Source organism: Pseudoxanthomonas sp. GW835-FHT14C01, assembly GCF_058793715.1.
On the sequence record NZ_JBXAGB010000005.1, the window covers coordinates 26,006 to 45,378 of the forward strand.

19 protein-coding genes are annotated in these 19,373 nt (G+C 69.3%); 4 read left to right on the forward strand and 15 right to left on the reverse strand.

Features of this window, described 5'->3' with window-relative positions:
- The first annotated feature begins 102 nt into the window (after positions 1 to 102).
- The 4 genes from AC1Q5B_RS19425 to AC1Q5B_RS19440 all read left to right on the forward strand — a co-directional run bounded on the left by AC1Q5B_RS19425 (position 103) and on the right by AC1Q5B_RS19440 (position 6,275).
- Positions 103 to 483: a hypothetical protein gene (locus AC1Q5B_RS19425; protein WP_492633091.1), complete on the forward strand. Its 381-nt coding sequence runs from the start codon at positions 103 to 105 to the stop codon at positions 481 to 483.
- Between the two features lie 62 nt (positions 484 to 545).
- On the forward strand, positions 546 to 1,835 hold the full coding sequence (locus tag AC1Q5B_RS19430; RefSeq protein ID WP_492633092.1) for a TolC family protein: 1,290 nt from the start codon (positions 546 to 548) through the stop codon (positions 1,833 to 1,835).
- On the forward strand, positions 1,832 to 3,091 hold the full coding sequence (locus AC1Q5B_RS19435; protein ID WP_492633093.1) for an efflux RND transporter periplasmic adaptor subunit: 1,260 nt from the start codon (positions 1,832 to 1,834) through the stop codon (positions 3,089 to 3,091). Before AC1Q5B_RS19430 ends, AC1Q5B_RS19435 begins: the two co-directional genes overlap by 4 nt.
- Before the next feature lie 25 nt (positions 3,092 to 3,116).
- The gene (locus AC1Q5B_RS19440; protein WP_492633254.1) at positions 3,117 to 6,275 is read left to right on the forward strand and encodes an efflux RND transporter permease subunit; all 3,159 of its coding nucleotides are present in this window, start codon (positions 3,117 to 3,119) and stop codon (positions 6,273 to 6,275) included.
- A gap of 63 nt (positions 6,276 to 6,338) precedes the next feature.
- On the opposite strand, the gene AC1Q5B_RS19445 is transcribed toward AC1Q5B_RS19440, so the two are convergent.
- From AC1Q5B_RS19445 to fliF, 15 genes are all read right to left on the reverse strand, one after another.
- Positions 6,339 to 7,322, reverse strand: a complete 984-nt coding sequence (locus AC1Q5B_RS19445; RefSeq protein ID WP_492633094.1) for a GGDEF domain-containing protein — start codon at positions 7,320 to 7,322, stop codon at positions 6,339 to 6,341.
- Between the two features lie 256 nt (positions 7,323 to 7,578).
- Entirely contained in the window at positions 7,579 to 8,169 is a 591-nt protein-coding gene (locus tag AC1Q5B_RS19450) for a TetR/AcrR family transcriptional regulator (RefSeq protein ID WP_492633095.1), read from the reverse strand.
- Positions 8,170 to 8,381: 212 nt separating this feature from the next.
- Complete coding sequence (gene fliR, locus AC1Q5B_RS19455) at positions 8,382 to 9,173, reverse strand: flagellar biosynthetic protein FliR (RefSeq protein WP_492633096.1); 792 nt, start codon at positions 9,171 to 9,173, stop codon at positions 8,382 to 8,384.
- A gap of 121 nt (positions 9,174 to 9,294) precedes the next feature.
- Complete coding sequence (locus AC1Q5B_RS19460; RefSeq protein ID WP_296281121.1) at positions 9,295 to 9,564, reverse strand: flagellar biosynthetic protein FliQ; 270 nt, start codon at positions 9,562 to 9,564, stop codon at positions 9,295 to 9,297.
- A gap of 10 nt (positions 9,565 to 9,574) precedes the next feature.
- Complete coding sequence (fliP, locus tag AC1Q5B_RS19465) at positions 9,575 to 10,399, reverse strand: flagellar type III secretion system pore protein FliP (RefSeq protein ID WP_492633097.1); 825 nt, start codon at positions 10,397 to 10,399, stop codon at positions 9,575 to 9,577.
- A 1-nt stretch (position 10,400) separates the two neighbouring features.
- Positions 10,401 to 10,793, reverse strand: coding sequence for a flagellar biosynthetic protein FliO (gene fliO / locus AC1Q5B_RS19470; RefSeq protein WP_492633098.1), 393 nt, complete (start codon positions 10,791 to 10,793; stop codon positions 10,401 to 10,403).
- Between the two features lie 11 nt (positions 10,794 to 10,804).
- Complete coding sequence (gene fliN / locus AC1Q5B_RS19475) at positions 10,805 to 11,152, reverse strand: flagellar motor switch protein FliN (RefSeq protein ID WP_492633099.1); 348 nt, start codon at positions 11,150 to 11,152, stop codon at positions 10,805 to 10,807.
- On the reverse strand, positions 11,149 to 12,189 hold the full coding sequence (gene fliM / locus AC1Q5B_RS19480) for a flagellar motor switch protein FliM (protein WP_492633100.1): 1,041 nt from the start codon (positions 12,187 to 12,189) through the stop codon (positions 11,149 to 11,151). The genes fliN and fliM overlap by 4 nt, the downstream gene beginning before the upstream one ends.
- Before the next feature lie 15 nt (positions 12,190 to 12,204).
- Entirely contained in the window at positions 12,205 to 12,732 is a 528-nt protein-coding gene (locus tag AC1Q5B_RS19485) for a flagellar basal body-associated FliL family protein (RefSeq protein WP_492633101.1), read from the reverse strand.
- A 237-nt stretch (positions 12,733 to 12,969) separates the two neighbouring features.
- Positions 12,970 to 14,214: a flagellar hook-length control protein FliK gene (locus AC1Q5B_RS19490; RefSeq protein WP_492633102.1), complete on the reverse strand. Its 1,245-nt coding sequence runs from the start codon at positions 14,212 to 14,214 to the stop codon at positions 12,970 to 12,972.
- A complete protein-coding gene (gene fliJ / locus AC1Q5B_RS19495; RefSeq protein ID WP_492633103.1) occupies positions 14,214 to 14,666 on the reverse strand; it encodes a flagellar export protein FliJ in 453 nt (150 codons plus the stop codon). The genes AC1Q5B_RS19490 and fliJ overlap by 1 nt, the downstream gene beginning before the upstream one ends.
- Before the next feature lie 18 nt (positions 14,667 to 14,684).
- Complete coding sequence (gene fliI / locus AC1Q5B_RS19500) at positions 14,685 to 16,082, reverse strand: flagellar protein export ATPase FliI (protein WP_492633104.1); 1,398 nt, start codon at positions 16,080 to 16,082, stop codon at positions 14,685 to 14,687.
- A complete protein-coding gene (locus AC1Q5B_RS19505; RefSeq protein ID WP_492633105.1) occupies positions 16,079 to 16,696 on the reverse strand; it encodes a FliH/SctL family protein in 618 nt (205 codons plus the stop codon). Before AC1Q5B_RS19505 ends, fliI begins: the two co-directional genes overlap by 4 nt.
- Positions 16,693 to 17,703, reverse strand: coding sequence for a flagellar motor switch protein FliG (fliG, locus tag AC1Q5B_RS19510; RefSeq protein WP_492633106.1), 1,011 nt, complete (start codon positions 17,701 to 17,703; stop codon positions 16,693 to 16,695). Before fliG ends, AC1Q5B_RS19505 begins: the two co-directional genes overlap by 4 nt.
- Positions 17,696 to 19,369, reverse strand: coding sequence for a flagellar basal-body MS-ring/collar protein FliF (fliF, locus tag AC1Q5B_RS19515; protein ID WP_492633107.1), 1,674 nt, complete (start codon positions 19,367 to 19,369; stop codon positions 17,696 to 17,698). The genes fliG and fliF overlap by 8 nt, the downstream gene beginning before the upstream one ends.
- Positions 19,370 to 19,373: the final 4 nt, after the last annotated feature.

Genomic DNA, 19,373 nt, shown 5'->3' on the forward strand with positions numbered 1-19,373 from the left:
CCGACGGGGTCGGACGGTCCGCTGCAAGACCCGTTCCAGTCCCGGACGGGAAACCGGCATGGAATTGTCTAACGCCCGCAAGGCCCGCTAGCATGCCGGCCGATGCTTCGCCTCCTGCGCCACCGCCGTTGTTTCCTGTTGCGCTTCCCGGCCTTTGCGGTGCTGCTGCTGGCGGTGCTGGCGAATCCGGTGTTCGCTTCGCTGGGCGACCTGCACGAGCTGGGCAATGGCGCCGAGCACCTGCATGTCGTGGGCGAGCACGAGGACGGCGCCGCAGGGCACGGCCACGACGACGTCGATCCCGGCGACCTGCTGCATGCGCTGATGCATGCCAGCCATTGCTGCGGCCATCTGACCGCCATCGTGCCGGCGCCGATGCGCGTGCCGGCCATGATCCTGCCCGCCGCCGTGCCCGTGCTGGACCGGGTGCCGGTGGCGCAGGCGCCCCGGACGTCCTTGCTGCGTCCTCCGATCGCCGCGTGATGGCCGTGCCGGGCTGACGTTCCGTCGCCCGCGTTCCCTCACCGACGTTCCGGAGACTTCCCATGTGGTTGCGACTGGCGGCATTGGCCGCCTTCGCGATCGCGCCGTGCGTGCACGCACAGGCGCCATCGCCTGCTGTTCCCCCCGAAACCCTCACGCTGGACGACGCCATGGCGCGCGTCGCCCGCGCCCATCCCGACCTGCGCCTGTTCGGCGCGCGTACCGACGCCCTGCTCGCCGAACGCGACGTGGCCCTGCTGCGTCCTGCTCTTAGAGCCGGCCTCGACCTCGAGAACGTGCTCGGCACCGGCGACGCGAGCGGCGTCCGCCAGGCCGAAGCGACGCTGACGCTGGCTGGCGTGCTGGAGCGCGGCGGCAAGCTCGACGCGCGCCGCACGTTGGCGCAGGCGCGCATCGACGCGCTGGCGATGCAACGCGAAACGCAGCGCCTCGACCTGCTGGCCGATGTCGCCCGCCGCTACCTGGCCGTCGCATGCGCACGCGCGCAACGGGCCATCGCGGTGCAGGACATCGCGCAGCGTAGGCGTACCGTCGCGGGCGCACGCCAGCGCCTGCAGGCCGGTGCGTCGCCGGAATCGGTCGTGCTGACGGCCCAGGCGGCGCTGGCGCGTGCCGAACTGGCCCTGGTGCGCGCCGACCAGCAGGAGGCCGCCGCCCGCCAGCACCTGGCTGCGCTGTGGGGCGAGCGGGCGCCGCGCTTCGACGTCGCCGCAGGCGATCCGCGGGTGTTGCCTGCGCTCGTCGACGTGGTGGAACTCGCCGCACTGCTCGAAGGCACGCCGGAACTGGCCCAGTTCGCCGACGAGCGCCGCATCCGCGAAGCGCGTGTCCGGTTGGCGCGTACCGCATCCACGTCCGACCTCGACTGGCAGGTCGGCATCCGCCGGATGCAGGACGGCGGCGATACCGCGCTGATCGGTGGCGTATCGCTGGCGCTCGGTGGCGCGCGTCGTGCGGCGCCGGAGATCCGCGCGGCCGAGGCGGACCTGGCGGCGCTGGAGATCGAGCGCGAATCGCGCGACATCGCGCTGTATTCCACGCTGACCGAGGCGCATGGCCGCTACCGTGTGGCGCAGGTGGACGTACAGCGCACGCGCGACGACGTGCTGCCACGCCTGCTGCGCGCCGAACAGGCCGCCGAGCGCGCCTACCGCGGCGGCGCCATCAGCTATCTGGAATGGGCACAGCTGCAATCCGAGACCACGGCGACCCGTCGCCAGCAACTGGACGCCGCGCTTGACGCGCAGGCGGCCCTCATCGAAATCCAGCGGCTCACCGGGCAGGCCTTCATCGCCGCGCCTGCCGCCCCAGAAGAAGGAACGACCCCATGACGTTGCGCCCCCTGATGAGCGCGCTCGCGCTTTCGCTGATGCTGGCCGCCTGTGGCGGCGGCAAGGAAAGCCACGCCGAAGGTGGCCACGGCCACGAAGGTGGAGAACACGCCGATGAAGCAGCCACGCGCGGCGAGCACGGCGGCCGCCTGCTGACGCAGGACGGCGTCACGGTCGAACTGGCGATCGCCGAATCGGACACGCCTCCGACGTACCAGGCCTGGCTGTACCGCGACGGCAAACCGTTGCCGGCCACGGCGGGCAGCGTGGAAGTGCGGCTGGTTCGCCTCGGCAACGTGCGCGAAAACCACGTGCTGGTGCCGCAGGCCGATGGCAGCCTGCTGGCCAAGAGCGTGGTCGGCGAGCCGCATTCGTTCGACGTCGAGGTATTGGCGAAGATCCAAGGCAAATCCCTGCGCTGGACCTACGACAGCTACGAAGGCCGCACCACCATCGGGGCGAAGATCGCGGAGGATTCCGGTATCCGCATCGCGCCGGTACAGGCCGGCACGATCGCCGACGAACACGAAGTGCAGGGCCTGCTGACGCCCGTCGAAGGTCGCGTGGCCAACATCGCGGCGCGCTTCCCGGGCCTCATCCGTCGCCTGGCGGTGAACGTGGGCGACCGCGTGCAGGCCGGGCAGACGCTGGCGATCGTGGAAAGCAACCTGAGCCTGACGACGTACCCGGTCACCTCGCCGATCAGCGGCGTGGTGCTGGCGCGCAACGCCAGCGTCGGCAGCGTGGCGGGCGAGGGGGCGACGCTGTTCGAAGTCGCCGACCTGTCGACGCTGTGGGTGGACCTGCACATCTTCGGCGCCGACGCACAGCACATCGTCCCCGGCGTGCCGGTCACGGTGACGCGCTTGAGCGATGGCGCCACCGCTCGGACCACGCTCGAACGCGTGCTGCCCGGGACGGCGACCGCCAGCCAGAGCACGGTCGCGCGCGCGACGTTGCAGAACAGCGATGGCCTGTGGCGTCCCGGTTCGGCGGTGAAGGCGCGCATCACCGTGGCGCAGCAGCCGGCCACGATGGTGGTGCCGCTCGCGGCGCTTCAGAGGTTCCGCGACTGGGACGTGGTGTTCGTGCGGTTCGGCGACACCTACGAGATCCGGCCGGTCGAACTGGGCAAACGCGATGCGCAGCGCGTCGAAGTGCTGTCCGGGCTGAAAACGGGCGATCAGGTCGTCGTCGAACAGAGCTACCTGGTGAAGGCCGACATCGAGAAATCGGGGGCCTCGCATGACCACTGAACACGGCAGTTCCGAGTCGCGCGGCCTGCTGGAGCGCATCCTGCGTTTCGCCATCGCCCACCGCTGGCTGATGCTGGCGTTGACGCTGGTGCTGGTCGCGGTCGGCGTATGGAGCTTCGGCAAATTGCCGATCGACGTCACCCCCGACATCACCAACGTGCAGGTGCAGGTCAACACCGAAGCGCCCGGCTATTCGCCGCTGGAAGCGGAGCAGCGCGTGACCTTCACGCTCGAGACCGCGTTGGCCGGCCTGCCCGGGCTGGACTACACGCGCTCGATCTCGCGCTACGGCCTGTCGCAGGTGACCGTGGTGTTCAAGGACGGCACCGACGTCTATTTCGCCCGCCAGCAGGTCGGCGAGCGCATCCAGCAGGTGAAGTCGCAGCTGCCGGCCGGGCTGGAGCCGGAGATGGGCCCCATCGCCACCGGCATGGGTGAGATCTTCATGTACACCGTGGAAGCGGACGCGAAGGCGCGCAAGGAGGACGGCACGCCGTACACCGCCACCGATCTGCGCACGCTGCAGGACTGGGTAGTGCGGCCGCAGCTGCGCAACGTGCCCGGCGTGACCGAGGTCAACACCATCGGCGGGTTCGCGCGGCAGATCCACATCACCCCGGATCCGGCGCGTCTGGTGGCGCTGGGTTTCACCCTGCACGACGTGGTGCAGGCGGTGGCGCGCAACAACCAGAACGTCGGCGCTGGCTACATCGAGCGCAACGGCCAGCAGTTCCTGGTGCGTGTCCCCGGGCAGGTCGCCGATCTCGACGGCATCCGCGACATCGTGCTCGACCGCCGCGATGGCGTGCCGATCCGCGTACGCGACGTGGCGCAGGTGGGCGAGGGACCGGAACTGCGCACCGGTGCGGCGACGCTGGACGGCAAGGAGGTCGTGCTCGGCACCACCTTCATGCTGATCGGCGCCAACAGCCGCGAGGTGTCGCAGGCCGTCGCCGCACGGCTGGCCGACGCCAACCGCAGCCTGCCGTCCGGCGTACGTGCCGAGCCGATGTACGACCGTACCTCGCTGGTCGACCGCACCATCCGCACCGTGGCCAAGAACCTGGTCGAAGGCGCGATCCTGGTCGTCGTCGTGCTGTTCCTGCTGCTGGGCAACGTGCGCGCGGCGCTGATCACCGCCGCGGTGATCCCGCTGTCGATGCTGTTCACGCTCACCGGCATGGTGCGCGGCGGCGTGTCGGGCAACCTGATGAGCCTGGGAGCGCTCGACTTCGGCCTGATCGTCGACGGCGCGGTGATCATCATCGAGAACTGCCTGCGCCGCTTCGGCGAGCTGCAGCACCGGCTCGGACGCCTGCTGACCGACGAAGAACGCTTGGATGCCACGGCGTCGGCGACGGCGGAGGTCATCCGGCCCAGCCTGTTCGGGCTCGGCATCATCACCGCCGTGTACCTGCCGATCTTCGCGCTCACCGGCGTGGAAGGAAAGATGTTCCATCCGATGGCGATCACCGTGGTGCTGGCGCTCAGCGGCGCGATGGTGCTGTCGCTGACGTTCGTGCCGGCGGCGATCGCGCTGTTCTTGCGTGGCCGCGTGCAGGAGAAGGAAACGCGGGTGATGGGTTGGGCGCGTCGCGCCTATGCGCCGGTGCTGGCATGGGCGCTGCGCCAGCGCCTGATCGTCGCGGGCGGTGCGTTCGCGCTGGTCGTGCTGTGCGGCCTGCTCGCCACACGGCTGGGGACCGAGTTCGTGCCCAGCCTGGACGAGGGCGACATCGCGCTGCATGCGATGCGCATCCCGGGTACCAGCCTGGACCAGGCGGTCCGCATGCAGTCCACGCTCGAAGCGCGGATCAAGCGGTTCCCGGAGGTCCACCGCGTGTTCGGCAAGCTCGGCACGGCGGAAGTGGCGACCGATCCGATGCCGCCGTCGGTGGCCGACACCTTCGTCATGCTGAAGCCGCGCGACCAGTGGCCGGATCCGCGCAAGCCGAAGGCGACGCTGGTCGCGGAGATCGAGAAGGCGGTCGCCGAGATCCCGGGCAACAACTACGAGTTCACCCAGCCGATCCAGATGCGCATGAACGAGCTGATCTCCGGGGTGCGTGCCGACGTCGCGATCAAGCTCTATGGCGACGACCTGGACACGCTCGTGGAGGTCGGCGAGCGCATCGAGGCGGTCGCCAGGACCGTCGACGGCGCAGCCGACGTGCGTATCGAACAGGCCACTGGGCTGCCGTTGCTGACCATCACGCCGGACCGCCAGGCGCTGATCCGCTACGGCCTGAATCCCGGCGATGTGCAGGACACGGTGGCGACGGCCGTCGGTGGCGAAGTGGCGGGCCAGCTGTTCGAAGGCGATCGCCGCTTCGACATCGTCGTGCGCCTGCCGGAAGCGATGCGGCAGGATCCCGCCGCGCTGCACGACCTGCCCATTCCGCTGGGCGGCGCAGGCAACGAGGACGAGTCGACGCGCTCGGCGACATGGCGTTCGGGAACGCCGGGCACCGTGCCGCTGCGCGAAGTGGCGAAGATCGAGACCACGCTGGGGCCCAACCAGGTCAACCGCGAGAACGGCAAGCGCCGCGTCGTGGTGACGGCCAACGTGCGGGGCCGCGATCTCGGCGGCTTCGTCGACGATCTGCGTGGGCGCATCAACTCGGATGTGGAACTGCCGGCCGGCTATTGGATCGATTACGGCGGCACGTTCGAGCAGCTGATCTCGGCCAGCCAGCGCCTCGCGGTGGTGGTGCCGGCGACGCTGGTGGTGATCTTCGCGTTGCTGTTCTGGGCATTCGGCTCGGCCAAGGACGCCACGATCGTGTTCACCGGCGTGCCGCTCGCGCTGACCGGCGGCGTGGTCGCGCTGGCCCTGCGCGGCATTCCGCTGTCGATCTCCGCCGGCGTCGGCTTCATCGCGCTGTCGGGCGTCGCGGTGCTCAATGGCCTGGTGATGATCGCCTTCATCCGCAAGCTGCGCGAGCAGGGTGTGCCGTTGGACCAGGCGGTTGTCGATGGCGCGCTGGGACGCCTGCGACCGGTGCTGATGACCGCGCTGGTGGCGTCACTGGGCTTCCTGCCGATGGCGTTCAATGTCGGCGCCGGCTCGGAAGTGCAGCGGCCGCTGGCGACGGTGGTGATCGGCGGCATCGTGTCGTCGACGCTGCTGACGCTGGTCGTGCTGCCGGTGCTGTACCGGTGGTGGCGCAACGGCGAGAGGTGAGTGATGGCGCGAGGCGTGAGCGTTGAGCGAGAGCACGCCTTGCTCCCTCCTCTTTGCTCACTCCTAGAACAGGTCGTCCGCGATGACGTAGCTGTCGCGGCCGGCCGACTTGGCACGGTAGAGCGCGGCATCCGCGCGGGAGAACCAGTCGTGCCAGGTCTTCTCCTGGTCCCGCAGTAGCGCCGCACCCAGCGAGATGGTGATGCGGCCACCGGGGCCGCGCAGGGCGCCACGTACCGCCTTGCGCAGGCGTTCGGATGCCGATTCCAGCGCTTCGCGGTTGTCGAGCTCCAGCAACGCCACGAATTCCTCGCCGCCGAAGCGGAACACCTGGTCGTTGCGGCGCATCTCGAAGCGCAGGATCGAGGCGAGGTCGGCGATGGCGGCATCACCGGCGGCATGGCCGTAGCGGTCGTTGACATCCTTGAAGTGGTCGAGGTCCAGCACCACCAGGCCGAAGCAGCACTCGCCGCGCTGGAACCGCTCCACCGCTTCAGCGAGCGCACGCTCCATGCTGCGACGGTTCGGTACACCGGTCAGGGTGTCGATCGAGGCCAGGCGTTCGAGCCGCACGCGATCGTCCTGGGTGCGGGAGGCGAAGATCAACGAGAAGCCGGTGATCAGGCTGGCGCTGACGAACACCGACAGCGCATGCACGCCGTCGTGGAAAAAGTCCGGGATCAGCTGCATGCCGACGACCAGCGCGATGTTGCAGCCCACCGCCACCCAGCGATGGGCGATGAAGAAGTTGGTCAGCAGCACCAGATAGGTCCAGGCCAGCGCCATGTGGCCCAGCATCAGGCAGGCGCCGAACGTCGCGCAGGAATTGAGTGCCGCCAGCACGTTGCCGGCGCGCAGACTGTCGCCGGTGCGCCAGGCGTAGATCGCCGGCGCGGCGACGGCGAGCACGACCGCGAAGTCGAACGCCGCCAGCGACCAGTGGCCCTGCCAGCTGCGGTAAGCACCGAACGAGGCGATCGTCACCGCCGTGATGGAGCCGAGCAGGACGATGATGTCCAGGCGGAAGTCTCGGCGTCTAGGCTTCATGGACAAGGCAGGCTACGTGCAGGCGGGTCGGTGGATGTTCGTGCTCGACGGGACCCGGGAAGGAGACAGGACGGCGCCGCGCCACAGAAGCCCGCGCAGTGTAGGCGGTTGCCGGAGACCGGCCGTGATGCGGGTCACGCTTGCGCGGCGAGGCAGACGTGGGGCGATCGGGAAGGGCCGGGCTGGATGGCGATCGACATCGCAGTCGCTGCAACGGAAACACGGACCGTGCCGCCATCCCGGTCCATCGGGAGGATCAGGCCGACAGCGCTTCCAGCGTCTTGAACACCTGCGGCACGGCCATCGCCGGCGTGCCGCCGTTGACGGAGACGGCGCGCAGGCCGTGCTGGTAGCTCTGCCAGATCATCTCGTCGGCATGCTGGATATCGACGCCGCGGAACTCGCCCGCGCCCATGCCGCGGCTCAGTTCCAGCCGCACCGGTTCGCGCATGCGGCGCAGCGCGGTGTTCATTTCGGCCTCGACCGTCGGCGACCATCGGGCCGACACGCTCCACAGGGCGGGGAAGGCGATGAAGTTGGCGGCGTCTTCGCGGGCCGTCCAGAAATAGAAGTCGAGGATGCGCTGCGCGTGCGTCGAACCCTGGGGACGCTCCACCATGGGCGCCTTGCGGGCGGTGTAATCGCGGATCAGCAGGGTGGCGATGATGTCGGCCTTGGTCTCGAAGTGCAGGATCACGCCGCGGGCGCTGAGCCCGGTTTCCTCGCCCAGGTCCATGAGCGTGGTCTGGTCGAAGCCCTTGGTGAAGAACAGGCGGCGAGCGGCGGCGAGCACGGCTTCCCGTGTTTCCTGACTGGTGCGTCGCTTGTGGGTCGGGCTGTGGTTCACAGGCAATCTCCGGTTTGCGGGGAGAGCGCTTCCACGTCGGACGGCATGGGTATCCGGTCCGTGCGCCTGCGTATGTTGCAGCTCCCTCATCCCCATTCTGCACAAATTCATGCAATTAGTGGAACCGGTGACGCATTCTGATGTGACACGGGCGCGCGAAGCCCGCCAACTGTGCGTTTCCGCACTGTTTGGTGTCAGTAACGACGGTTTCGTCACGCGGTGATTTGTCGCGCTGCGTCAAAGGAGAGATCGAAGACCCGTTGCACGGGTGGACCCAGCTCACCGGCCAGCAGGGCCAGCAGGAACAGCCCCAGCAGCAGCGCCGTGGGCAGGCCGAGCTGGATCGGATTGAGTGCCGGCGCGGCGCGGCCCAGCACACCGAATGCCAGGTTCACCGCCAGCATCGCCACCATGACCGGCAGGGCCAGCCCGACGGCGGCGCGCAGGATATGGGTGAACAGCATCGGTGCCACTTCGAGCATCTGCTGCACGTCCGGCAACGCTGTCCCGATCGGCAGCGAGCGGTAGCTATCCACCAGCAGCGAGACCAGGGCGAGGTGGCCGTTGACGGTGAAGAACAGCAGGCCGAAGGCCAGGTAGAACCACTGGCCGACGACGCCCGAGTTCACGCCACGCAGCGGATCGGACATCTGCGCGAACGCGAGGCCCGTGCCCTGCGAGATCAGTTCGCCCGCCATCGCGCCGGCTTCGAACGCGAGCCGCAGCATGAAGCCCATGCTGGCGCCGACCGCGAGCTCACGCGCCACGTTGAGCACGGTACTGGCATCGAAGGCGATGCGGTCCGGCGTACCCGGCAGCAAAGGCGCGAGCGCCATCGCCAGTGCCCCTGCGATGATGACGCGCACGCGCACCGACACCGCGCGCGTCCCGATCAGCGGCGCCGCCATCAGCAGCGCACCCGTGCGCAGCATCGTCCACAGGATGGCATTGATCATGCCGAAGGCCTGCTGGCCGTCGATCACCATCTGGGTGGCTGCGTCCATTCGGGCGAGGAGTGAGTCGAGAGGAGTGAGTGGAGTAGAGAAGGCGTGGAGTGATGAGGATCAGGTATCGGGAATGCGGCTCTTGCTCATTCCTCACTCCTCTCCATTCACTCTTCCACCGTCAGCCGATCAGATGAGGCAGGCGCTGGAACAACGTCGTCGTGTATTCCACCAGCACGCCGAGCAGGTAGCTGCCGGTAGCGAACAGCGCCGCGGTCAGCGCGATCGCCTTGGCGACGAAGGCGATGGTGGGTTCGTTGAGCTGGGTGGCAGCCTGGATCACGCCGACGACCACGCCGACGACCAGCACGACCAGCAGCAGCGGGCCACCGACCCAGAGGGCGATCTCGAGGCCGCCGCGGAGTTCGGTGAGGGCGGTTTCAGGGCTCATCGCCGACTCCTCAGACGCCGTTGAAGCTGGCGGCCAGCGAACCGACGATCAGCACCCAACCGTCGACCAGCACGAACAGCAGGATCTTGAACGGTGCCGACACCAGCATCGGCGACAGCATCATCATGCCCATCGACATCAGCACGCTGGCGACCACCAGATCGATGATCACGAACGGGATGAAGATCAGGAAGCCGATCTCGAACGCGGTCTTCAGTTCACTGGTGATGAACGACGCGACCACGATCGGGAACGGCACCGCATCCGGCCCCGTATAGCTGCCGTGGCCCGCCAGGCCGGCGAACGTCATCAGGTCGGTTTCGCGCACCTGCGCCAGCATGAAGTCGCGCAGCGGACCCGTGGTCAGCGTCCACGCGGTGGAGAAATCGATCTGGCCGTTGAGGTAGGGCGCCATGCCCTGCGCCCACGCCTTTTCGCCGACCGGCATCATCACCAGCATGGTGAGGAACAGCGCCAGACCCACGAGCACTTGGTTGAAGGGCGTCTGGCCGGTGCCGAGTGCCTGCCGCAGCAGGCCCAGCACGATGATGATGCGGGTGAACGCGGTCATCGCCAGCAGCGCCGACGGAATCAGCGTGATCGCCGTCATCAGCAGCAGCGTCTGCAGCGGCAGGCTGACGGTGTTGTCGCCGACCTGGCCGACGTTGACGTTCGGCAGCGCCGGCAGGGTCGGCGCGGTCGGCGCCGTGGGCGAAGCGGGCGCTGCTGCCGGTGCGGCCGCTGGCGTGGCGGGCGCGTTCGCGGCCTGCGCGAAGGCCAGCGCCGGTGCCGCCAGCCACAACAGGCAGATCAGGGAAAGGAGGAAACGACGCATCTCAGGACTCTTTGCGCAGGCGCTTGGCCAGCAGGTCGGCGAAGTTGGGCAGGGTCGGCGCGGGCGCGACGACCAGGGGTTCGGGCAGGGTGTGCAGTGCGGTGATGCCGCCGGTGCTCACGCCGATGAGCAGTTGTTCCTTGCCCACTTCGATCACCATCACGCGTTCCTTGGCGCCGACCGAGAGCATCGACACCACGCGCAGCTGTTCGCTGGGGCGGATGCCGAGGCCGGCGCCCGGCATGCGCTTCAGCAGCCAGGCCAGGCCGAGGATCAGGCCCAGCACCAGGATCAGGCCGACCAGCGCGCCGCCGATGCCGGGCGTGGAAGGTGCGTGCTGGCCGATTTTCTGGGCGGGCGCCGCGGCGGTGGCGAGCAGGGCGAAGGCGTGCATGGCGATCGGGCTCAGCGCAGGCGGCGGATGCGTTCGCTGGGGCTGACCACGTCGGTCAGGCGCACGCCGAAGCGGTCGTTGACCACCACGACTTCGCCGTGCGCGATCAGTGTGCCGTTGACGAACACGTCCAGCGGCTCGCCGGCGCCGCGTTCCAGTTCCACCACCGAGCCCTGGTTGAGCTGCAGCAGGTTGCGGATCGGCATGCGGGTGCGGCCGACTTCCAGCGACAGCGTCACCGGCACGTCGAGGATGACGTCCAGGCTCATGTCCGCGTCGTGGCCGGCGTGGACATCGCTGCTGGCGGTCTCGGTGTCGCCGAAGGCGGTGGCGAGGGCTTCTTCGTTCTCGGGAATCATGGCGTGGCGTCCTGGAAGGCGACGGGTGCGAGGGCGTGGCGGGCGGGGGCGGACGGGTGGCGGCTGCCGGGCGGATGGTGCGCGGTGATCTTCACGGCGTTGCGGCCATTGGAAATGCCGAATTCGCCGGTGAAGACCGGCACCTGCTCGACGCAGACCGGCACGGACTTGGGAAGGTCGATGGGCAGGATGTCGCCGACCTTCAGGCGGGTCAGCTCGCGCAGGTTGATGCGCTTCTCCGCGAGCACGCTGGAAACGGTGACTTCGGCGGTGCGCAGCTGTTCGTGCATGGTGACGCGGAAGCTGTCGTCGTCGTGCACGCGGTCGGACTGGATGCCGGCGTCGAGCAGTTCGCGGATCGGCTCCAGCATGGAATAGGGCAGGGTGACGTGCAGGTCGCCACCGCCGCCGTCCAGCTCCACGTGGAAGCGGCTGACCACGACGTACTCGCGCGGGCTGACGATGTTGGCGAAGTGCGGATTGACTTCGCTGGTGATGTACTCGAAATCCACCGGCATCACCGGCGCCCAGGCGTCGATCAGGTCGGCGAAGGTCTGCTTCAGCAGCAACTGGATCACGCGCATCTCGGTGGCGGTGAACTCGCGGCCCTCGATCTTGGCCGGGTAGCGGCCGTCGCCGCCGAAGAAGTTGTCCACCATCGTGAACACCAGCTTCGGTTCGAACACGATCAGGCCCACGCCGCGCAGCGGCTTGAACTTGACCAGGTTGAGGTTGGTCGGCACATACAGCGAATGCAGGTAGTCGCTGAACTTGATGGTCTCGATGCCGCGCACCGACAGTTCCGCGGAGCGGCGCAGCAGGTTGAACAGGCCGATGCGCCACGTGCGCACGAAGCGCTCGTTGATCATCTCCAGCGTCGGCAGCCGGCCGCGCACGATGCGGTCCTGGCTGGCGAAATCGTAGGTGCGCACGACGGTCGGGTCGTGCGGCGGTTCCTCGGTCTCGATCGCGCCGGAGTCGACGCCGTTGAGCAGGGCGTCGATCTCGTCTTGCGACAGCAGGTCACTGGTCATCATGGCGGCGGGGTTCCGTCACTGCATCACGAAGCTGGTGAACAGGATCGACTCGGCGCACGGCTTGCCGGTCTCGGCCACCAGCAGCGACTTGACCTCGCCGAGCGCGGCGTTCTGCAGGCGCTCCTTGCCTTCGCGCGACATCAGGCCGGCGGCATCCTGCTGGGCGAACAGCATCAGCAGGCGCGCGCGGATCGCCGGCGCATGCAGCTGGATGGCGGTCAGCGCTTCGGGGTCGCGCGTCATCAGTTGCACCTCCACCTGGAGGTAGCGCGCGCCGCCGGTTTCGCCGACGAGGTTGACGACGAACGGCGGCTCCAGCGCGAAGTACTGCGCGGGCGCCGGGACCTGGCCCGGCTTCTTCGCCGCGGGCGCGTCGCTCTTCTCGTCCTTCGCACCGTGGCTGGTGAAGTACCACGCGCCGCCGCCGGCGGCACCGGCCGCGATCACGGCCACCAGCCCGATGGTCAGCATCGACTTGCCGCCCTTGGGCTTGTCGCCTTTCTCGGCCTTGGATTTGCTTGCGGTCTTGTCGGCGGCTGCCACGGCGATGGATCTCCTGAGGGGTCAGCCCGGGTGATGCAAGCGGTGTGCCGTGGTGGTGGCGGGAGCCCGACGGGCTTTTGACGGGTGCAGCTTGTTGTAGGAGCGGCGTCCGTCGCGACCGCACGCCATGCCGTACAGGGGCGGTTACCTAGTCAGTGCAGCCCACGCCAGCAGGTTCCTGCTGGGGCTGATGATCTGCGGTCGCGACTGACGTCGCTCCTCCAGGAGCAGGGCGCCTCAGGCGTACGCGTCCACCAGCCCGCGGGCGGTCATGCGGACGGTGCGCGGCGCTTCGGCGGCAGGTTCGCCGGCATGGCCGGTGCCGTCGCCCGCGCGCGAACCGTTGCCCTTCGACGGGGGCGCATGCTGCTGGCCCACGTCGGCATGGGCGAGCTGGAAGCCGTGCTGGCCCAGCATGTCGCGCAATCGGGGGAGGCTGCTTTCCAGTGCCTGGCGCACGTCGGCCTGGGCGCTGGTGAAGTCGGCATGCACGCGGTCGCCGTCCAGGCGCAGGCGGATCTCGACCGTGCCGAGATCGTTCGGCGTGACCTTGATGTGGGCGTGGCCGATCTTCTGGTCGGCCATCCAGCGAACGGCGTCGCCGATGTCGTCGTCGAAGTGGCCGCCGTGCAGGTCGGCGCTGGGCGCCTGCATCGGGTTGACGGTTTCGGTGCGCGATAGGCCGAGCGGGGCGTTCGAAGCGCCGACGCCGGCCAGCACGTTGGCGGTCGGCGCGGTCGCATCGCCGTCTTCGCTGCGGAACGCGTCGACGAGCTCGCGGCCCAGCGGGATCGCGTCGGGCACGGCCGCCGCGATCTGGCCGCTGGCCAGATGGGCGGCGAAAGACAGCACGTTCTGCAGCGGTGCCTTTGTATCGGCGGCGGCCGGCGCGGGTGTCGTCGCCGTCGTTGTCGTCGTGGGCTCGACGTTGTCCGGGCCGCTATCGGCGCCCGGCGCTGTCGTGATACCGCCTGCGGAGGTGCCCGGCAGCGACACGGGAAGCGCCGCACGGTCGCCGGCGCGCGGTGCGTCGGTAGCGACGGCGGCGGCGGGTGCCGCGCCACTGGCAAGGAGGTCGCCTTGCAAGGGATTGCCGGGCAGCGGCGCGGCGAGTGGATCGGTCGCTGTGGTGGCCGTGCCATCGGGGGGCAGCGCGACGAGGGCCGGCAGTTCCGTCAGCACGGGCGGCAGGGTCGGCACGGCGTCGCTGTCGTCGGGCGCGTCCTGCCCGGTCGCCTTGCGCGTGGTCGGATCCTGCTTGCGTACGGCGGTCTCCGGGCCTTGCCGGACGGGTTCCTTCGCCTCGCCGCCACGCGTGTGCGTCGCTCGCGGCGCATCGTCGCGCTTGGCGGGACGACGGACCATGTCGTCGAAGGCCGGCTTGTTCGCACCCGCCTCGTTCGCGGACGCAGCGCCGCCCGGCGCGGTCGACGGGGACGGCGCCTTGACGGCGAACGGCAGCGCGGACGTCGGTGCCGGCATCAGGCGTCCTCGTTCTCGCGGGCGCTGGCGGCCAGGCGGGCGCGCCGTGCGCCCACGTCGTCCATTTCGCGCTGGTCGCGGCGGTCGACGATCAGCTTCTCCTGCACGCGGTAGCTGGCGGCGAGTTGTTCGAGCACCTGCTTGTCGCGGCTGGCCAGCAGCAGGCGGTCGCGCTCGATGTCCACGCTGGCGCGGCTGCGGTCGACGTTCTGCAACTGCTGCTTGAGGGCCTGGTCGATGCGTTCGAGGAAGGCGCGGCGGTTGGCCAGCTGCGCGGGGCTGGTCGCGGCCATCTGGCTGTTGGCGTAGTCCTCGGCGTACTGGCGCAGTTCCTCCAGCCGCGATTCGTGCTGGGCCAGCGTGTTCTGGCGCTCGGCGAGATCGCGGGCGACGGAATCCTCGTGTTCCTGCGCGCGGCGCAGCAGGGGGTCGATTCGGCGGGACTGCATCATCGTGGGGGTTCCTTGGCGTTACTGCAGGCCGGGCGGCACGGGAATGCCCGCGGCGAGATTGCGTTGGATCAGGGATTCCAGGGCGGCGCGGCTGCTCGGCAGGTCGGCGGCGCGGGCCACGTCCTGGCCGAGGAACTCGACGATCTCCGGCCAGCGCTCCAGTGCCTCGTCCACGGTCGGATCGTTGCCGCGCTGGTAGGCGCCGATCGCGATCAGGTCGCGGTTGCTGTTGTACGCCGAGAGCAGGCGCTTGAGCTTGCGGATGCGGTCGCGCCAGGTCTCGTCGGCGATTTCGGTGACCACGCGGCTGACCGACGATTCCACGTCGATGGCCGGATAGAGGCCGGCGTCGGCGACGCGGCGCGACAGCAGGATGTGGCCGTCGAGGATGGCGCGGGCGGCGTCGGCGATCGGGTCCTGCGGATCGTCGCCTTCGGTCAGTACGGTGTAGAAGGCGGTGATCGAACCGCGCCCCTTGGCGCCATTGCCGGCACGTTCGACCAGCGCGGGCAGGCGCGCGAACACCGAGGGGGGATAACCGCGCGTCGTGGGCGGCTCGCCGACCGACAGGCCGATCTCGCGCTGCGCCTGGGCGAAGCGGGTCAGCGAATCCATCAGCAGCAGCACGTTGAGGCCCTGGTCGCGGAACCACTCGGCGATGGCGGTCGCACGGTAGGCGCCCTGCAGGCGCGCCAGCGGCGGACGGTCGGCGGGACTGGCCACGACGACGGCGCGCGCCAGGCCGGAGGGGCCCAGCGTGGTCTCGACGAAATCGCGGACTTCGCGGCCGCGCTCGCCGATCAGGCCGACGACGATGACGTCGGCGGCGGTATAGCGGGTCATCATGCCCAGCAGCGTGGACTTGCCGACGCCGGAGCCGGCGAACAGGCCGACGCGCTGGCCGCGTCCGATCGGCAGCAGGGCGTTGATCGCGCGCACGCCCACGTCCAGCGGTTGGGTGATCGGTTCGCGCGACAGCGGGTTGATCGCCACGCCGGCCAGGCTGACGCTGCCTTCGGCACGGATCGGACCGCGACCGTCGAGCGGCACGCCGTCGCTGTCGATCACGCGTCCCAGCAGGCCTTCGCCGACTTCCACGCCGCCGCGGCGCCGCGAGGGCACCACACGCGCGTTGGGCAGCAGGCCGTGCAGTTCGGCGCTGGGCATCAGGTAGGTCCGCTCGCCGGAGAAGCCGACTACTTCGGCATCCACCCAGCCGCCGTCGACGACTTCCACCTTGCAGGTGGCGCCCATCGGCGCTTCGCAGCCGATGGCTTCCAGGGTCAGGCCGACCGCGCGGCGCAGGATGCCTTCGCGGATCAGGCCGCGACCGCCCAGTTCGGGATTGATCTGCGACAGCCGCGTCGACAGCCGCAGGTCGCGTGCGGTCAGCCACTCCAGCGGTTGCGCACTCATGCGCGCGCTCCGCGGTTGAGCACGGTTTCCAGCGCGCCGCGCAGGCGCGCTTCCAGGGTGCCGTCGATGCGGACGCTTTCGGCGTGCACGCGCAGGTCGCCGCGGCTCAGCGAGGTGTCCGCGGTCAGGCGGGTATGCGCGGTCATCGCCAGCACCGGGGTCAGCGCGGCGATGTCGTCGGGATGCAGGCGCAGTTCGACTTCGCGCTGCGAGCCGCCGACAGCATCCAGCGCGGTCGTCGCCAGTTCCTGCAGCAGCACCGGATCGGTCCGGTAAGCGCGGCCGACCAGCGCACCGGCGATGCGCACGGCGAGTTCGGACAGCGCGGCGACGACCTCGTTCTCCAGCCGGTCGAGCGGACGCGAGAAGTTGTCGAGGATGCCTTCCATCTGCGCGGCGAGCCGGCGCACCTCCGACTGGCCCTGCGCGAAGCCGTCGGCATGGCCTTCGGCGAGGCCGCGTTCCAGGCCTTCGTGATAGGCCGCGTCCTGGATCGCCTGGATGTCCTCCAGCGTCGGCGGTACCAGCGGCGGTGCGTCCTGTTCGACGGCGGCATCGGACACGACCGCGTTGAGCGGGGCCGGCATCCAGCGCAGCGGCGAGGGCGCGCTCATACCATCTCCTCCGCACTGGCGGTGAGGGCGATGACGCCCTGGTCAGCCAGGCGGCGCACGATGGCGAGGATTTCCTTCTGCGCGCCTTCGACATCGGACAGGCGCACGGGACCCCGTGCCTCCATGTCCTCGAGCAGGATCTGCGCGGCGCGCTGCGACATGTTGCGGGTGATCTTTTCCTTCACCTTGGCGTCGGCGCCGCGCAGCGCCAGGCCCAGGCGGTCGTTCGGCACCTCGCGCAGCAGCGCCTGCAGCTCGCGGTCGCCGAGATCGGCCAGGTTGTCGAACACGAACATCAGGTCCTGGATGCGCGCACCGAGGTCGGCGTCGACCTGGGTGATGCTGCCGAGGATGGCCTGGTCCTGGCCGGAATCCATGAAGTTGAGGATGTTGGCCGCGACCTTCACGCCGCCGATGCTGGACGCCTTGAGGTTCTGGTTGCCGGCGAACTGGCGCTCCATGATCTCGTTGAGCTCGTTCAGCGCGTTCGGCGGGATGCCGTCCAGCGTGGCGATGCGCAGCAGCACGTCGGTGCGCGTGCGCTCGGGCAGCAGCTTGAGCGTATCGGCCGCCTGGTCGCTGTCCAGGTGGGCCAGCACGATGGCGATGATCTGCGGATGCTCGTTGCGCACCAGGTCGGAGATCGCGCGCGGGTCCATCCACTTCAGCGTGTCCAGGCCAGTGGTGTTGCGGCCCAGCAGGATGCGGTCGATCAGGCTGCCGGCCTTGTCCTCGCCCAGTGCCTGTACCAGCACCTTGCGCACGTAGTCGTCGGCGCCCATGCCCAGTGAGGTCTGCTTGTCCAGCGCCTCGCCGAAATTGGACATGACCTGCATCACCTGCTCGCGGCTGATGCCGGAGATGGTGGCCATGGCGATGCCGAGCTTCTGCACCTCCTTGGCGTTCATGTGCTTGAGCACTTCGGCGGCGTCTTCCTCGCCCAGCGAGAGCAGCAGCACGGCGGCGCGCTGCACGCCGGAGAGCGTGTTGTCCTGTGCGTTACTCATCGCTGGCCACCCAGTCCTTGACCACCTGCGCGACCTGCTTGGAATCCGTCTTCACCGCTTCGCGCGCCTGGCGCAGGCGGTCTTCGTAGGCGTCGGAGGGCAGGGCGCGCAGCGGCGGCGCGTGCTCGTGCGACAGCGTCGCGACCACGCCGTTCTCGTCTTCGTCGTCGACGACGCTCACGTCGATGCCTTCCTCGTCGCCGCGCTTGTGCCGCGCCGCCGGGCTGATGATCTGGCGCATGGCGGGGCGCAACACGCCGAACAGCAGCGCGATGACCACCAGCGCACCCACGCCGTAGCGCGCGATGTCGCGCACCATCGGATTGTGCAGCCATGGGCTTTCCCAGAACGGCACGTCCACCGGCGCATCCGTCTCGCGCACGAACGGGGCGTTCATCACCGAGACCGAGTCGCCGCGCGCGGCGTCGAAGCCGACGGCCTCCTTCACTAGCGCTTCGATGCGGGTCAGCGTGGCGGCGTCGAGCGCGGTCATCACGGGCTTGCCGTTCTCGCCGGTGCGCGGCACGTGGTCGACCAGCACGGCCGCGGTGACGCGGCGCACGCGGCCGGCCGGCTGGCGGGTGTGCTGCAGGGTGCGATCCATCTCGAAGTTGCGGGTCGCGCTGCTCGAGGTCTCCACCGGCGCGGCGGGATTCGGTGCCGCCGCGGCGGCGTTCTGGCCGGGCGGCATGTTGCTGGTGGCGCCGGGCACGCCTTCGGGACCGGTGCCGGCGCTGGTGGTGTTCTGGCTGACCTGCTCGCTGCGGATCTTGGCCGGGTCGTTGGCGAAGGTCTCGCGGGCCTCCTCGGTGACCGAGAAGTCCATGTCGACGGCGACCTCGGCGTTGACGCGGCCTGGACCGGTCAGCGGTTCCAGCAGCTCGCGGATGCGGTCGTTGAACGAGGTCTCCAGCTTGCGCACGCGCTCGAACTGGGCGGCGTTCAACGCGGCCTCGCTGTTCGGATCGCTGATGGTCAGCATGCGGCCGCTCTGGTCGACCACGGTGACGCGCTCCGGCGCCAGGTCGGGGATCGACGACGACACCAGGTGCACGATCGCGTCCACCTGGTTGCGTTCCAGCATGGCGCCCGAGCGCAGGTCCAGCACGACCGAGGCGCTGGCGACTTCGCGCTGGCGGGTGAAGGCGGACGGCTTGGGAATGGCGAGGTGCACGCGCGCGTCGCGCACCGGGCGCAGCGTGGTGATGGTGCGGACCAGTTCGGTTTCCAGCGCGTGCTGGTAGCGCGCGTTCTCGACGAACTGGCTGACGCCGAAGCCCGGATCGCGCTCCATCATCTCGAAGCCGAGGCGACCGCTTTCGGCCAGGCCGGCGCCGGCCAGCTTCAGGCGGGCGTCGTGCAGGTTTTCTTCCGGTACGGAGATCGCACCGGTGGCCTGGTCCAGCTGGAACGGGATCTGGGCCGCGCGCAGCATGTCGGTGGCTTCGGCGGTCGCCTTGGCGTCCAGGCCGGTGTAGAGCGGGGTGTAGGCCGGCTTCTGCGACCAGAAGAACACCATCATGCCGACCGCGACCGCGCCGGCGATCAGCAGCAGCGTGCCCATCTGCTTGAACACGCGCGCGTCCTGGATCTTGGTCAGCGCCGCGCCGGCCTTGTCGGCGGTCAGCGATTCCTTCAGGGCTTCCTTGGAGAGCGTGAGCGCCATGGCG